At 32.0% G+C, this 16,945-nt stretch carries 14 protein-coding genes and 1 pseudogene; 11 read left to right on the top strand and 4 right to left on the bottom strand.

Annotation, left to right across the window (positions count from 1 at the left end):
* The first annotated feature begins 161 nt into the window (after positions 1 to 161).
* The 8 genes from EYR00_RS11120 (at position 162) to EYR00_RS11085 (ending at position 9,443) form a co-directional block, all read left to right on the top strand.
* Entirely contained in the window at positions 162 to 1,601 is a 1,440-nt protein-coding gene (locus tag EYR00_RS11120; RefSeq protein ID WP_003536138.1) for an NAD(P)/FAD-dependent oxidoreductase, read from the top strand.
* A complete protein-coding gene (locus EYR00_RS11115) occupies positions 1,594 to 2,838 on the top strand; it encodes an NAD(P)/FAD-dependent oxidoreductase (RefSeq protein WP_003536139.1) in 1,245 nt (414 codons plus the stop codon). The genes EYR00_RS11120 and EYR00_RS11115 overlap by 8 nt, the downstream gene beginning before the upstream one ends.
* A 1-nt stretch (position 2,839) precedes the next feature.
* Entirely contained in the window at positions 2,840 to 3,211 is a 372-nt protein-coding gene (locus EYR00_RS11110) for a DUF1667 domain-containing protein (RefSeq protein ID WP_008791325.1), read from the top strand.
* The gene (glpK, locus tag EYR00_RS11105) at positions 3,204 to 4,697 is read left to right on the top strand and encodes a glycerol kinase GlpK (protein WP_003536141.1); all 1,494 of its coding nucleotides are present in this window, start codon (positions 3,204 to 3,206) and stop codon (positions 4,695 to 4,697) included. Before EYR00_RS11110 ends, glpK begins: the two co-directional genes overlap by 8 nt.
* A gap of 123 nt (positions 4,698 to 4,820) precedes the next feature.
* Positions 4,821 to 6,149, top strand: coding sequence for a H2O-forming NADH oxidase (gene nox / locus EYR00_RS11100; RefSeq protein WP_003536142.1), 1,329 nt, complete (start codon positions 4,821 to 4,823; stop codon positions 6,147 to 6,149).
* 245 nt (positions 6,150 to 6,394) lie between these two features.
* The gene (locus tag EYR00_RS11095) at positions 6,395 to 7,000 is read left to right on the top strand and encodes a recombinase family protein (RefSeq protein ID WP_003536161.1); all 606 of its coding nucleotides are present in this window, start codon (positions 6,395 to 6,397) and stop codon (positions 6,998 to 7,000) included.
* 258 nt (positions 7,001 to 7,258) lie between these two features.
* Complete coding sequence (locus EYR00_RS11090; RefSeq protein WP_008791326.1) at positions 7,259 to 7,654, top strand: RrF2 family transcriptional regulator; 396 nt, start codon at positions 7,259 to 7,261, stop codon at positions 7,652 to 7,654.
* Positions 7,655 to 7,670: 16 nt separating this feature from the next.
* A complete protein-coding gene (locus EYR00_RS11085) occupies positions 7,671 to 9,443 on the top strand; it encodes an immunoglobulin-like domain-containing protein (protein WP_003536164.1) in 1,773 nt (590 codons plus the stop codon).
* 123 nt (positions 9,444 to 9,566) lie between these two features.
* Here EYR00_RS11085 and EYR00_RS16135 read toward each other — a convergent pair.
* The 4 genes and pseudogenes from EYR00_RS16135 to EYR00_RS11065 form a co-directional block, all read right to left on the bottom strand.
* Positions 9,567 to 10,151, bottom strand: a pseudogene (locus EYR00_RS16135) (transposase); the annotation flags it as partial.
* Entirely contained in the window at positions 10,082 to 10,357 is a 276-nt protein-coding gene (locus EYR00_RS16130; protein WP_003536166.1) for an IS3 family transposase, read from the bottom strand. The pseudogene EYR00_RS16135 and the gene EYR00_RS16130, both read right to left, overlap by 70 nt.
* A gap of 255 nt (positions 10,358 to 10,612) precedes the next feature.
* Positions 10,613 to 10,870, bottom strand: coding sequence for a hypothetical protein (locus EYR00_RS15625; protein ID WP_009301278.1), 258 nt, complete (start codon positions 10,868 to 10,870; stop codon positions 10,613 to 10,615).
* 100 nt (positions 10,871 to 10,970) lie between these two features.
* A complete protein-coding gene (locus tag EYR00_RS11065) occupies positions 10,971 to 12,293 on the bottom strand; it encodes an aspartate kinase (RefSeq protein ID WP_003536170.1) in 1,323 nt (440 codons plus the stop codon).
* A 203-nt stretch (positions 12,294 to 12,496) separates the two neighbouring features.
* Between EYR00_RS11065 and EYR00_RS11060 the strand changes: the two genes are divergently transcribed.
* The 3 genes from EYR00_RS11060 (at position 12,497) to EYR00_RS11050 (ending at position 16,878) form a co-directional block, all read left to right on the top strand.
* Entirely contained in the window at positions 12,497 to 13,975 is a 1,479-nt protein-coding gene (locus tag EYR00_RS11060; protein WP_003536172.1) for a family 1 glycosylhydrolase, read from the top strand.
* Positions 13,976 to 14,480: 505 nt separating this feature from the next.
* Complete coding sequence (locus EYR00_RS11055) at positions 14,481 to 15,701, top strand: YdcF family protein (protein ID WP_003536173.1); 1,221 nt, start codon at positions 14,481 to 14,483, stop codon at positions 15,699 to 15,701.
* A gap of 178 nt (positions 15,702 to 15,879) precedes the next feature.
* On the top strand, positions 15,880 to 16,878 hold the full coding sequence (locus EYR00_RS11050) for a LacI family DNA-binding transcriptional regulator (RefSeq protein WP_003536174.1): 999 nt from the start codon (positions 15,880 to 15,882) through the stop codon (positions 16,876 to 16,878).
* Positions 16,879 to 16,945 lie beyond the last annotated feature (67 nt).

Below are 16,945 nucleotides of genomic sequence, written 5' to 3'. Positions count from 1 at the left end.
TAGGAGGAAAACTTCTGCTTTTTTATTTATGTTTAAAAAAACAAGTAATAATAATTATATATGGTGTTTAAACGAGTTGTTTGTGATAAAATTATAAATAGGAAAAGTTACGCAGGGGGATTTTTTAATCGTCCCTATTTTTGTTTAGAAAGGAGCACTTTATGGAAGACATAATTATTATTGGAGCGGGAGTAACGGGCTGTGCGATTGCTCGTGAATTGTCTCGAGATCAACGCAAAATTCTTGTTCTTGAAAAAGGTAGTGATGTTTGTGTAGGTACATCTAAAGCCAATTCTGGAATTGTTCATGCTGGTCACGATGCTAAACCCGGAACCTTGAAAGCAAAATTAAATTTAGAAGGGAATTTAATGATGCCGCAGTTAGCTAAAGATTTAGATATTCCCTTTGTCCAAAATGGTTCATTAGTATTATGTTTTGATGAAAGTCAATTTGAAGCTTTGGAAGAATTATACCAGCAAGGCTTAATAAACAGGGTAAAAGGATTGAAAGTTTTAGATACTAAAGAATTACTTGAGATGGAACCAAATTTAAATCCTAATGTTTTAAAAGGTCTTTATGCTCCAACTGGTGGCATTATTTGCCCTTTTGATCTTGTTTTGGCATTAGCCGAAAATGCTTATGCTAATGGTGTGAAATTTAAATTTACTCAAGAAGTTGTGGGAATTGAAAAAAATATTGATCATTATATTGTTAAAACTATGGATAAGTGTTATCAAAGTAAGATCGTTATTAATGCTGCGGGAGTTAATTGTGATTTGATTCATAACCTAATTTGCAATGAGAAAATGAAAATAGTTCCGCGTAAAGGGCAATATGTTTTATTTGATAAAACCGTTGGCTCAATGGTAAGCAAAACGATTTTTCAATTACCGACTAAGTTAGGAAAAGGGGTATTGGTTACTCCAACTGTACATGGTAATTTAATGATTGGTCCTGATGCAATTGATTGTAATCGTGAAGAGATCAATACAACGATAGAAGGACAAAAGGATATTGTTGATCGCGCATCTTTAAGCATTAAGCAGGTTCCTTATGCAAATCAAATAACTTCTTTTGCTGGATTAAGGGCTCATAATACAACAGGAGATTTTATAATTAAAGAGGATCTAGATAATCCAGGATATTTTGATGTGGCGGGAATTGAATCACCGGGATTAACAAGTGCTCCAGCGATTGGCAAATATGTTTATGATTTAGTTGGCGAAAAGTATCCTGCAAAAGCTAAAGAAAATTTTATTAAATATCGCAAAGGAATTACTAAGGTGATGGAATTGCCACTTGAAAAACGTAACCAATTGATTGCAAAGAATCCATTGTATGGCCAAATAGTATGTTTTTGTGAAAATGTTAGTGCTGGAGAAATAATTGAAGCAATAAATCGTCCACTATCCCCAACTACGATCGATGGATTAAAAAGACGAATTCGTGTCGGGATGGGAAAATGTCAATCCGGTTTTTGTTTAAATAAATCAATGAAATTATTAAGTCAGGAATTAAATAAGGATATTTTTACTATTACTAAAAATGGTAAACATTCAACCTATTTGGTGGGATTAAATAAGGAGGTCAATCATGAATAAAGATTTAGTGATTATTGGTGGTGGACCGGCGGGAATGGCCGCTGCTTTAGGGGCATATGAAGCAGGTGTAAAAGATTTAATTATTATTGAGCGTGATGAGTGTTTAGGGGGAATCTTAAATCAATGTATTCATAATGGTTTTGGTTTACATACATTTAATGAGGAATTAACTGGTCCGGAATATGCTGAACGTTATCGACGTCAAATAGATGAATTAAAAATACCCTATCTATTAAATACAGTAGTAATTGACTTGAATGACAAGGTTATAACTGCGATGAATGGAACAAGTGGGACATTTATGATTCATGCTAAGGCAATAATTTTAGCTATGGGATGTCGTGAACGGAGTCGTGGGGCATTAAATATTCCTGGTTACCGTCCAAGTGGTATTTATAGTGCTGGGACAGCGCAATATTTTGTTAATATTGATGGCTATATGCCGGGGAAAGAAGTAGTAATTCTTGGTTCAGGAGATATTGGCTTAATAATGGCACGAAGAATGACACTTGAAGGTGCAAATGTAAAGATGGTTATCGAACTAATGCCGTATTCTAGTGGGTTGAAACGTAATATTGTTCAATGTTTAGATGATTATAATATTCCTTTAAAGTTGTCACATACAATTATTGATATTGAAGGAAAGGAACGACTTGAGGCTGTTATTGTTGCAAAGGTGGATGAAAATCTTAACGTAATAGAAGGCAGTCAGGAACGCGTTTGTTGTGATACATTATTACTCTCGGTAGGGTTGATTCCTGCTAATGAAATTAGTACTAAAGCTAATGTTATGCTTTCAAGTTTAACTAAGGGAGCGATTGTTGATGATTATTTGCAGACAAATCAACCGGGGATATTTGCCTGTGGTAATGTTCTGCATGTTCATGATTTAGTTGATTATGTATCTAATGAGGCAAAGCTGGCGGGAATAAATGCGGCTAAATATTTGCGAGACCATCTTGTTTTGTGTCAAACTATTACGATTTCATATGAATGTGGTATTCGCTATGTAGTTCCTTCAGTAATTCATCCTAATAATGACGATAATGTTATTGTTCGTTTTAGAGTTGATAAGGTTTATCAAAATAAATATCTATCATTGTATCTAGATGGTGATAGGAAGATTCATCAACGTAAATTAGTACTTGCACCTGGTGAAATGGAACAAATTGTAATAAAAAAAGACTGGTTAAACGAACATATTAAAAAAATCTTAATTACATTGGAGGATGAATGATATGGAAGTGATTAAACTGACTTGTATAAATTGTCCGTTAGGGTGTGCTTTAGAAGTTCGGTATATTGATGAGGAATATGTGGTTACAGGTAATCGTTGTATCCGTGGTAAAAAATATGCATTAGCAGAAATTTCTAATCCTACTAGAATTCTAACAACGACAATTAGAGTGAAAAATAGTCCTTATATGTTAAGTGTTAAGAGTAATGGGGGAATTGCCAAAGATAAAATTTTTGAATGTATACAGATACTAAAGGAAATCGAAGTACAAGCCCCAATTAGTATGAATGAAATAATTGTTGCTAATATTTTAGATAGTGGGATAGATATTGTTGCAACAAAATCGATTGGAGGAGATGAGCTTTATGGCTAAATATGTAATGGCTTTAGACCAAGGAACGACTAGTTCACGTTGTATTTTATTTGATCAAAAAGGAAATATAAGTGCGATGGCTCAACGTGAGTTTAAACAAATTTTTCCTCAACCAGGCTGGGTAGAACATAATCCTATGGAAATTTGGTCTTCACAATTAGCAGTAGCCAGTGAAGCAATGGCATTGAATAATACTAAAGCTGACGAAATTGCAGGAATAGGAATAACTAATCAGCGAGAAACTACAATTGTTTGGAATAAAGATACTGGGGAGCCTATTTATAATGCGATTGTTTGGCAATGTCGAAGAACTGCAGCAATGATTGAGCAGTTAAAAAAAGATGGTTTAGAAGAAATGGTTATTGCTAAGACTGGTTTAATTCCTGACGCATATTTTTCGGCTTCGAAAATTGCTTGGATCCTAGAAAATGTCGATGGCGCTCGAGAATTAGCCAATCAAAATAAATTACTATTTGGTACTGTTGATACTTGGCTGATTTATAATTTAACAGGTGGTAAAATTCATGTCACTGATTATACAAATGCTTCAAGAACTATGTTGTTTGATATCCACCAGCTGTGCTGGGATGATGAATTATTAGCATATTTCAAAATACCTAAGAGTATGTTGCCTGAAGTTAAACCATCAAGTTGCGTTTATGGATATACAAAAGAAGGAATTTTGGGTGGACATATTCCTGTTTCGGGTGCTGCTGGAGATCAGCAGGCAGCTTTATTTGGACAATGTTGTTATGAACCGGGCGAAGCTAAAAATACTTATGGAACAGGGTGTTTTTTGCTAATGAACACTGGTAATGAAATATATCATTCTAAAAACGGATTGATTACAACGATTGCAGCAAGTGATAACAATGAAGTTAGTTATGCTTTAGAGGGCAGTGTTTTTGTTGGCGGAGCAGTAATGCAATGGTTGCGTGATGGCCTTAGAATGTTAAAAAGTACACCTCAGTCAAGCGATTATGCTAATCGAGTTGAAGATACTAATGGTGTCTATTTAGTGCCGGCCTTTACAGGAATGGGTGCTCCATATTGGGATCCTTATGCTCAAGGAACTATTGTTGGACTGACAAGAGGTTGCAGTAAAGAACATTTTATTAGAGCAGCTTTAGAATCTATTGCATATCAAACTAATGATGTTTTAAAAGCAATGCAAGAAGATACTGGGATTGAGTTGAGATGTTTAAAAGTAGATGGTGGGGCAAGTCAAAATGATTTTCTAATGCAATTTCAAAGTGATATATCAAATTGTAAAGTTCATCGTCCACAGGTTGTAGAAACGACAGCATTAGGAGCAGCATATTTGGCAGGTTTAGCAACAGGTTTTTGGGCTAGTAAAGAGGAGATAAAGAATAATTGGAAATTAAATTATGAATTTGTTCCAAGGATCAACAAATCTAGACGTGAAAAAAGTCTGGAAGGATGGGCTAAGGCTGTACGTTTTGCGTTAATGTGGAAAGATGCTTAGGAGAGCAAGGCTCTCTTTTTTATTTTAGTAGTTATAGTTTCCTAATTTTTTGGTGCATATCAGTTGTAAATAAATACAAATGATGGGTATGATAATAATATAAAAAATAAGGAGACTGAAAAAATGAGTAAAATTATTGTTATTGGGGCAAATCATGCAGGAACAGCTGCGATTAATACGATTCTAGATAACTATGAAGATGACGTAGTTGTTTTTGATGGAAACAGCAATATTAGTTTTTTAGGGTGTGGAATGGCATTATGGATCGGAAAACAAATTGATGGACCAGAAGGACTATTTTATTCAAGTAAAGAATTATTGGAAGAAAAAGGTGCAATTATATACATGGAAACGATAGTGGAACATGTTGACTATGAAAAAAAGATTGTCTATGCAAAAGGTAAGGACGGTAAAGAGTATCAAGAAAGTTATGATAAATTAATTTTAGCATGTGGATCTTTACCAATGCGTCCAACGATTCCTGGTAGTGATTTAGAAAATGTTCAAATGGTAAAATTATATCAAAATGCTCAAGATGTAATTGAAAAATTAAATAATCCTGAGTTAAAAAACATTGTAGTAGTTGGTGGTGGCTATATTGGTGTAGAACTGGCTGAGGCATTTAGACGTTGTGATAAAGAGGTTACTTTAATTGATTGTGCTGATACTTGCCTTGGAGCGTATTATGACCATTCATTTACTGATTTAATGAATCAAAATTTAACAGAACATGGAATTAAATTGGCATTCAATCAATCTGTTTTAGAAATTAAGGGTAATCAAAAAGTTGAATCAGTTGTAACAGATAAAGGTGAATATGCTGCAGATATGGTTATTTTAGCGGTTGGCTTTAAACCTAATAATGAGTTAGGAAAAGATGTACTTAAACTATATTCTAACGGGGCATATTTAGTAAACAAAAAACAAGAAACATCATTAAAAGATGTGTATGCAATTGGCGATTGTGCGACTGTTTATGATAATACGATTGATGATGTTAACTATATCGCATTGGCAACAAATGCAGTTCGTTCGGGAATTGTTGCTGCTCATAATGTTTGTGGTCAACCACTAGAAAGTATTGGAGTTCAAGGCTCAAATGGAATTTGTATCTATGATTTAAAGATGGTATCAACGGGGTTAACTTTATCAAAAGCAAAAAAATTAGGTTTTAAGGCTACTTCAGTATCATATCGTGATCTTCAAAAACCGGCATTTATAAAAGAAAATCAAGAAGTAATGATAGAAATTGTTTATGATGAAGAAACAAGGCGGATTTTAGGGTGTCAAATGGCATCAAAATATGATATTTCGATGGGAATTCATATGTTCTCATTAGCGATTCAAGAGCATTTGACAATTGATAAATTGGCATTGCTTGATATCTTCTTCTTGCCACATTTTAATCAACCTTATAATTATATAACAATGGCTGGATTAACTGCTAAATAGAAATAACAAAAATACATTTCAATGATTTGCATCAAAAGCAATTTTTGGATGTATTTTTATTGTGCTGAAGTATCTATGTTAATCAATATTATGAGGTATAGAAAATGAATAATATTGTTGATAAATAGAGAATACTTGTTTGTAATTATAAAATTTCATTTATATTTGATTAAATGTATATTTCTAAATAGATATATACATTTTTTTATTCTCTAAGTATTATTTTCTTATAAGGAGGAATGTGAATGAATAAATACGCTTATATCCGTGTATCAACCAAAGATCAAAATATTGATAGACAAAAATTTGCGATGAAAGAAATTGGATTAGGTACTAGACAAATGTTCATCGATAAACAATCTGGTAAGGATTTTAATCGAAAAGGTTATAAGAAATTGGTGAAAAAACTAAAAAAAGGTGATGAACTTTATATTAAATCTATTGATCGATTAGGACGTGATTATGATGAAATTATTGAACAATGGCGATATTTGGTAAAGAAGAAAGAAGTGGAGATAATTGTGTTAGATTTTCCACTTTTAGATACTAGAAATCAAGTTAATGGTATTACAGGAAAATTCATTGCTGATTTAGTATTGCAGGTATTGTCGTATGTCGCACAAATAGAAAGAGAAAATACAAAACAAAGACAAGCAGAAGGGATTAAGGCTGCAAAAGAAAAAGGGGTCAGATTTGGACGCCCTCAATTACCTTATCCAGAAAATTTTGAAGAGATTTATTTGTGTTATAAGGAAAAACAGATAAGCAAAAGAGAGTGTGCAAGACGGTTAAGTACCAATCATACGACATTTTCTAATTGGGTAAATCGGTATGAATTAAAAAAAGAATAGAAAAATAGAAGTATTTGTAAAATAAGGTAGATTTTTTTATCCACGATTGACAAACATGGTAGACTTTTATTTCCGTGTATTATTTCCAATAATTATGCTAGAAACACATAAAAATATAACTGTATTTTTCTATTAATTATTATATATAAAGTGGAAAATAATGTCTACTTTATTTTCCATCGGAAAGATAGCTGTACTTTTCTGGATTTTGAAACTAACCTAACATCGGTTAAGTTAGAAAGGAAGGAGGAAAACGAGGTGCAGTTGAAGGTTTCTACTGATTATGCAATACGAATAGTTCTATATATCGCTATAAAAAAGGATATTGTCCAGTCGAAAGAATTATCAGAAACACTTGGGATTCCCCAAAGTACAGTATTTAAAATCGGGAAGAAACTAAGTGATAATGAAATAATTAGCATTGCTACAGGGATACAGGGAGGATTTAAATTAAAAAAACACCCAAAGGATATAAGTATTTTTAGCATTATAGATATATTTGAGCCAACGATAAGAATTAACAGTTGTCTTGAGGAAGATAAATATTGTAGCAGATTTGCTACAGAAACTTGCCCTGTTCGAAAAGTTTATTGTACAATGCAAAAACATTTTGAAGAATATTTAAAGAAAATAAAAATTTTAGATTTGATTTAAAATAAGGAGAAACTGAATGTTGTATTTAAAAAGAATATTAATAGTTGGATTATCTTTTGTAGTAGGACTTATAAATATTATTGGAAATAATTATACAGTATTTGCTTTAGAAAAGAATACGCTGGTTCATCAGAATGTTATGTCAATGATACAGTCTCAACGTGGGGGACTATTTGACCCGATTTATACAGAGAGTTTAGAGGATAATTGGCAAGGTGATTATATCTACTATGGAGAAGATACGGATGGTTCAGCATTGAAATGGCAACTCCTAGATTCAGATAATAAGGATTTTAGTAAGAATGCAAATAGTACTATGTTTTTGTTCTCTGATAAGACTATTGGAACTAGTTTTTGGTATCGTGAAAATGATTATGGTTTTGATTATAGTAATGTAAAGCCAGGGGAAACTCCTATATATTGGCAAAAAGGCTATGAATGGGACAAAAGTGATTTAAAGACTAATATGGAAGATGAAATGAAAAATAAGTTTTCGTCAATTGAAAATGAGGGCATTATTTTTTCTTCAAAAAGTAGTGAAGATGCACAAAATGTAGCGGTTGGTTTGGAAAAATTAGGTACTACAGAAATGACTGCTAGTAAATGGTTTCCTTTAAGTATACAAGAGCTTACCAATAAGTGTTATGGTTTTAGCAGTGTTCCATTTAATAGAAATCAAGCACCTCTTGGATTACATACTGGAGATAAAAGTCGTGTTAGTTCTGATGATAAAAATTATTTAATACGTTCATATGAGGAACATTGGACAAAGCCAATGGAAAATGGAATGCGGTATCATCCTGTATTTGTGTTAAATAGTAACAGTGTATATGGTGCAAATTGTGCTGGAGGATTAAATTATGGAAATATGTACACAGTACAAAGTATGCGTCCAGCAATGAACATAGACACTTCTAAAGTTATGCTGGTTAAAAGTCATAATCAAAAAGAGATTATTGGTATTAAAGCAGTCAACGATAGTAAGACAAATGAGTTTAAATTAACATTACTTGATGATAAACAAAAATTAAATATAGAAAATATTAAGACCGAACGTGATAAGATAACTTTTGATTTTGAAGCAATAGGAAACGGAAAATACTTGAGTGTTGTAGTTCAAGATGAAAATAATAATGTTATGTATTATGGGAATATAAAAGATAATCTAGACAAAGTAAATGTAGGAACAATGACGATTGATTTAAATCAAATTGGATTGAATTCTAAATCATTTAGTTCAGGAGAATATAAATTATCGATTTTTACAGAACAGTTGAATTTCGATAAAAAGACGGATTATTCAAGCAAATTTGTAGACGTAGAAGTTGTACAGAATAACGTACCACCCGCTGTTATTAATAAAGTACCAACAATTGTGGCAGAAGATAAAGTACTGACAGTGGGAGATACATTTGATCCACTGAAAGATGTGACAGCATATGATAATGAAGATGGAATAATCAAGTTAACGGAAGCAAATATTGCAGCAAATGATGTAAATACAAATAAGGAAGGAACATATAATGTAACTTATAAAGTAACAGATAAACAAGGTGCTTCATCAACTAAGACAATTACAATTGATGTAATAGAACGAATAGTTATACCAGAAAATAAACCAGTAGATAAGACAAATAATGATACAAATTCTTCTAATTCTAGTAAGGTGCCACAAACAGGTGATATTAATAATATAGGTGTCTTAGCGGTCACACTTATGATGTCAGGAAGTATCGTAATAGGATGTAACAGAAAGAAAAGTAAGGCTAATAGTCTAAGCGAAAAATAAAATATTAAAAAAATTAATATTTTTTAAATTAGCCATCTAGTATTAGCAAGATTTAAAAATACGCTAAATTGATAAATATTTATATTTATTAGATTAAAATTGATTTATCTCTATTATGATGTTCTAAAACTTATAAGGGTAGATATAGATTATTGATAATATAAAGACAGCCCCATTAAATGTAGTGAACCCTTCTAGTTGGTTGTGATGTGTACCCAGTTTTCTGGACACGTTTAAATTTAGTTTTAAAAAAATTATGCCATGGATGCTAATCTGTACAAAACAGGTGGCATCCATTTTGTTTTTTCTGTATTCTTTTATTGCAGTAGAAAACTCTGAAAATGAATTGTATTCATTTTCATACCCATAATAGACTTCATTTTTTAATCGGCCAAAGAAAGTTTCCATTACCGAATTATCATAACAGTTTCCTTTTCTAGACATTGATTGTATTATACTGTGTTCTTTTAATGAATTGATATAATGAGCATGTTGATATTTCCATCCCTGATCTGAGTGGAAAATCAATCCTTCAAGGATGGGAAACTTTTCATATGCCTGAGTCAGCATATCTGTAATTTGTTTAAGATTAGGATGCGGTGATAAATCATAGGAAATAATCTCATTTGTAAACCTATCTAATATTGGAGAAATATAACATTTTCCCCATGCAAAATTGAATTGAGATACATCAGTAGTCCATTTTTGTAATGGTCTACTCGCATTAAAATTCTATTAATAATATTATCTGCTACATTCCCTTTATAAGAATGGTATCTCTCTTTAGGACGTTTACCTAATAATCCCATATTATGCATAAGTCGTTGCACTCTCTTATGATTTACCAGATAACCGCGATTTAGAAGCTCTCTATGAACTTGACGAATTCCATAGCGTCCCCTTATTTTGGTCAAAGATTTCTTTTATCAGTTTCATCATCTCATGCCTTTAGAAGATGCTTTAATCGATATCCTTTTTCGCGAATTTCTTTAACGATTGCTGCTCTTAAACGTATTAGTTCTTCTTTCTCAGGAGGAGTAAGTTCACTTGATATTATAGATTTTTTCAGAGGCTGCTCCTTACTATGTCGTCCCTTCTTTAAATCGAGACCATTATATCCATATATTTTATATCGTTTTACCCAGTTTGACAATTGACTGTGATTAATATTAGCACTTATTGCAACACTTTTTTTGAGATTCTCCAGCTAGAACCCTGGCAACTAAAGCGTATCTTTCTTCCACAGTATACTCAGTGCAGGTGGTAGGATGTTTTAAAGCATCTATTCCATGTAAGTCAGCGATTTTGACCCATGTAGTAATTCCTTTTCTAAAGTTTTTTTGTCCAATTCCTTCTGGTGTTTCATGCCATCGACCATTTTTATATAGTTCAACACACTTCAACTTAAATCCATAATCATATTTCATATAAAAACCCTCCTTACTGGTTTGCCCAGTAAAGAGGGTACGCATCATTGCCCAAACAGAGGGGTTCACTACATATTAGGAGGATGTTTTTATATTAATTTTATTTTTCTTCAGTAATAAACATTTTGTAAATAGCACGAATTGCATTTTTGAAATGAATATTTTTTACACCAACAATAATATTTAATTCTGATGAACCTTGATCAATCATTTTTATGTTAATATTTTCTTGAGCCAGGGCTGTGAAGATTTTAGCAGCAGTTCCACGACCATCTTTCATTCCGCGCCCAACAATTGCAATTAATGCTAGATCAGATTCTAATTCAATTGAATCTGGTTGAACTGCACGATGAATACCGGCTAAAATTTCCTGCTCTTTATCAATAAAAGATTCAGTCTCAACGACAATTGTCATTGTATCAATTCCTGAAGGAGTATGTTCAAATGATAAATCATTATCTTCTAATACTTGTAGTACTTTACGACCAAAACCAATTTCACTATTCATCATATCTTTTTCAATCATGATTGTAGCAAATCCCTTTTTACCGGCGATTCCGGTAATAACATGATCTGGTTTATGACAAGTTGTTTCAACGATCAATGTTCCTTCATCTTCAGGACGATTAGTATTTTTTATTTGAATTGGAATTCCTTCATTACGAATTGGGAAAATAGAATTCTCATGAAGAACACTTGCTCCCATATAAGATAATTCACGTAATTCTTTGTATGTAATTGTACCAATAGTATCAGGATCTTTAACAATTCGCGGATCAGCAATCAAGAAACCAGAAACATCAGTCCAGTTTTCATATAAATCAACATGACCATTTCTTGCAACGATTGAACCAGTTACATCACTTCCTCCACGGGAAAATGTTTTGATTGTTTTGCTGCCATCATTAGCAGAACCATAAAAACCTGGAATAACGGCATTTTTAACGTTACTTAAACGTTTAGATAAAACTGGATCAGTCATTTCTTGATCATAATTACCATGTTCATCAATAAAGATAACTTCACTAGCATCAATAAATTCAAAACCAAGATAGTTAGCTAATACAATTCCATTTAAGTATTCCCCACGGCTAGCGGCATAATCAATTCCAATTTTATCTTGAAAAGCTTTCTTAATAATTTCAAATTCTTTTTCTAAAGAACAATTTAATTTTAATTCGTCAATAATATCTTGATAACGAGCTTTAATTAATTTAAATGTTTCTTCAAAAGTCTTATTATCTTTAGCATTATAAGCTTGATATAATAGGTCAGTCACTTTGATATCATCTTTAAATCTTTTTCCCGGTGCGGATGGTACCACGAAACGACGAGATTTATCACTTTTGATAATATTAGCTACTTTTTTAAATTGAGTTGCATCAGCTAAAGATGAACCCCCAAATTTAACAATTTTATTCATACTGTTCCCCTTTATATAAATGTTTAATAAAAAAATACCATTTTTTAGTGGTTACATCAAGAAATATTTAAGAAAATGATAAAATAAATGAACTTGTCAAAGTATTTTCATGAATTGAAATATTTTTCAGATGATGAAAGGACTAATTAGAGATAAGGATGATACGGTATAATGATAAATATATTAAGGAGGAATAAGAAAAAATGAGTTTTCCTAAAGGATTTTTATGGGGTGGCGCAACAGCTGCCAATCAATTTGAAGGTGCATATAATGAAGATGGTAAAGGACTAAGTACTGCTGATGTAATGACTAATGGAACGCATCAAGAAGCGCGTAGAATTACATACACGATGCCTGATGGAAGTAAACATAGTCAAGCAGTAATGCCATTTAAATCACTTCCTGATGGTGCGGTATTAGAATGTCATGAAGGTGAATATTATCCTTCACATCAAGCAATTGATTTTTATCATCATTATCAAGAAGATATTAAATTATTTGCTGAAATGGGTTTTAACTGTTTTAGATTATCAATCAACTGGGGAAGAATCTTTCCTAATGGTGATGATGAAACACCAAATGAAAAAGGACTAGAATTTTATGATCGAGTTTTTGATGAATGTTTAAAATATGGAATTGAACCGGTAGTAACAATTTCTCATTATGAAACACCATTAAATTTAGCAAATAAATATGGTGGATGGTTAGATCGTCGCTTAGTAGGCTTTTTTGAAAAATATTGTGAAACTATTTTTAAGCGTTATAAAGATAAAGTTAAATATTGGATGACTTTTAATGAAATTAATATTATGGATTTTATGCCACCGTTTGCAGGTGGAGTCTTAAAAAATGATCCACAAAGCCGTGCTCAAGCCGTGTATCATCAATTTATCGCAAGTGCAAAGGTTGTAATCATGGGGCACAAAATTAATCCTGATTTCAAGATTGGGATGATGACAGCTTATGGATCAACATATGCCTTAACATGTAATCCTGATGATGAATTAAAATTAATGTTATCTGACCAACAAAGACATTTCTTTAGTGATGTTCAATGTCGTGGTTTTTATCCAGCTTATAAATTAAAAGAATTTGAGCGTGATGGAGTTAAATTGATTAAAGAACCTGGTGATGATGAGATTTTAAAAGAAGGAACAGTTGACTATATTGGATTTTCATATTATTCAAGCTCTGTAGTCACTACTGATGAAAGTAAAAAAGTAACGGATGGAAACATGTCTACTTCAGTACTTAATCCTTATTTAAAGGCAAGTGATTGGGGTTGGCAAATTGATCCAACTGGCTTAAGATTAGCTTTAAACAGGTTACAAGAACGCTATAACTTACCTTTATTTATTGTTGAAAATGGGTTGGGAGCTATTGATAAAGTTGAAGCAGACGGCTCAATCAATGATGATTATCGTATTGATTATTTAGCTAAACATATTGCTGCAATGAAAGATGCGATTGAATATGATGGTGTTAATTTAATGGGCTTTACTCCATGGGGATGTATTGATTTAGTTTCAGCTGGAACTGGAGAAATGCGCAAGCGTTATGGTTTCATCTATGTTGATAAGGATGATGATGGTAAAGGACCACTAACAAGAATGAAAAAGAAAAGTTTTTATTGGTATCAAAAAGTAATTAAATCAAATGGAGAAGATTTAAGTAATCAATAATTTAATAATTCTTGGTATTGTGTTACATTTGTAACATATACCAAGGATTTTTTAAAATTAATTTTTCATTTAAAATGATAAATAATAAATGAGCAGATTGGAATTTATTATAGTTATAAAATTATGAGGGTGATTTAAAAGCTATATTAATTATGCTGTTCATAATTTAAAAGCACTGATGTCTTCTATGTAGGATTATTGGATACCGGGATTGCCCAAAAAATGTATTGAAACACCTAGTATAGTGATGAAATAGAGGTAACTTCTATCCTTAATCAAAAAATATTCTTTACAATTGACTTATATAAATAAAAGGGAATGATAATGATTATATTTCATTATCATTCCCTTTTAGTATTTTTGGCTACTTTTATATTTTAACATATTCGGCAAACAAAAACATTAAATATTTAATGTTTTCTTTTTGTGCAAAAAATATTTTTTGTATAGACAAAAGTGGTATGATATTAATAAAGAAGTCATAACATAAGGAGGATAAAAAGTTATGAAGAAGTTAGGGAAAGCGATACTTGGCTTAGCTTTAGCACTGTCGATGTGCTTTAGTATGTTCATTCCAGTGTATGCTGAAGGGGAAACAGTAGATACACTAGTTGGCAGTTTAATCGGTTATTATCGAGATGGTGCTAGAACAGACGTTTTGAGAACTTTGGATACTTTAAAAGAGGTTTCTAAAGATGATTATGATCAATGGCAATCAATCATTGATTATTGGGACTGGATTGAAAACGATATGGTCGAAAATATTGGTGTAGCTCCTGATGGTCTACCAAATGATAATACCCATGCTTTTGTTGTACTAGGTTTTGCATTAAAGAGTGATGGAACAATGCAGCCAGAATTAGTAGGACGATTAGAGACTGCTTTGGCCAGTGCTCAAAAATATCCTAATTCATATATTTTAGTAACTGGTGGTGTAAAGAAAAACGGTTGGACTGAAGGGGACCGGATGCACGACTGGTTAGTTGAACATGGTGTAGCAGATAATCGAATTCTAGTTGAAAATAAATCAGCTAATACAGCACAGAATGCTGAATTTAGTTTTGATATTCTTTATAATCATCCAACAATTAAGAGTATTTCTATGATTACTAGCCAATATCATTTAAAACGTGGAACAATCTTATACTATGCGGAATCATTAATTCGAGCACGTGAGTTAGGGAAGACGCCAATTAAATTAAATGGTAATGCAGGATGGTACCGGGAAGATAAAACTAGTGAAACATTATCACAAAAAGCTAGCAGTTTATCACAAATTGCTGGAGTTTCTATTCCTTATGGTGAAAAATTACCAAAATCTAAATTAACAGGAATTGAAGTTACTGGTAAAAATACTTATACTGTTGGAGATGCATTAGATATCATAGTTACTTCAACTTATGATACTGAATATAGTCGTGATGTTACAGGTCTTGCTAAAATTATTGGATTTGATGCTAATAAAGTCGGTAAACAAAATGTAGTTGTAGTTTATACGGAAACTTTACATCATTCTACAAGTAGTTCTGAAGATGTAACTATGACAGCTGAATTTGAAGTTGAGGTAAAAACTGCTCCAATTACAGTTCCAGTAAACCCACAGCCAACCCCAGATAAACCTGTAAATGCAGTAAATACTGGAGATAACAGCCCATTGGCAATAATGACGATGGTAGCAGGGTTAGCAGCTGCTGGAATGTTTTTAGCAAAAAGAAAAGAAAATTAATAGCTATAGTGAAAGCTGAATCGCAAAATGATTCAGCTTTTTTTAGTATATCAATGATAATGGAATTAAGTTTTATTTATTGAATAATATTTGTTTGACCGTAATCTTAAAATATTGTAAGATTATATTAATAAGACGGGAACTGCCCGTCATTTTCTTTAGGTTAGAGGTTATAATTATGAAAGATAAAAAATTAACAATGAGTGATATTGCAAAAATGGCTGGTGTTGGCAAGAGTACAGTATCACGGTATTTTAATGGTGGTTATATCAAAGAAGAAACGCGTTTAAAATTAAAAAAAGTAATTGATGAAAATAATTATGAACCGAGCACATTAGCGCAATCATTGAAAGCAAAATATACTAAGGTAATTGGTATTGTAGTACCTTGTCTTGATTCAATTACAACATCTCGTGTTTTGATGACGATGGATCAGTATTTAAAAGATCATGGTTATACAACTTTAATAATAAATACCAATCATGATGAAATGCGAGAATTAACTTCGATTGAACAGCTATGGCGAATGAATGTTGATGGAATTATTTTAATGGCAACGGCAGTAACGATGGCACATCAAAATATTGCTGCAAAATTAGATATTCCACTATTATTTGTGGCACAGCGTTATGGAGCAGGAGTCTCTATCATTAATGATGATTATAGTGCTGGATATGAAGTTGGAAAATATGCAGCATATATGGGGCATCGTAAGATTTGTTATATCGGTGTAAGTGGTAAGGATGAGGCTGTAGGAATTTATCGTAAAGATGGTGTGATCAATGGTTTAAGGGACAACGGAGTAAGCAGCGTTGATTTATTAGAAACTGATTTTTCATTAGAAAAGGCTCATCTTATTGCTCTTGATTATCTAAAAAAGAAACAGCCAACTCTATTTATCGGAGCAACTGATAATATCGCTTTGGGGTGTTTAAAAGCAATTAATGAGTTAAAATTAAAGATGCCTGATGACATTTCTTTAATTGGTTTTGGGGGTTATGAGACTTCTCAATTTATTAATCCCAGTCTTTCGACAGTTAGATTTAATAATGAAGAAACTGGAATTAAAGCAGGTCAAACAATCATTGATTTAATTGAAGGGAATGTTGTTGATAATTTACAGTTAATTGGATATACCTTAATTAAGGGACAAAGTGTCAAAGATTTAAATAAATAAAAGTGATGATGTTTTAATAAAAAACATCTTTTTTTATTAAAAATGTGGTATCGGTTTCAGTTTTTTG

This window comes from Thomasclavelia ramosa DSM 1402 (genome assembly GCF_014131695.1).
GTDB lineage: Bacteria > Bacillota_I > Bacilli_A > Erysipelotrichales > Coprobacillaceae > Thomasclavelia > Thomasclavelia ramosa.
Note: the sequence above shows the minus strand (reverse complement) of the source record. Positions and strands in the feature narration are given on the sequence as shown.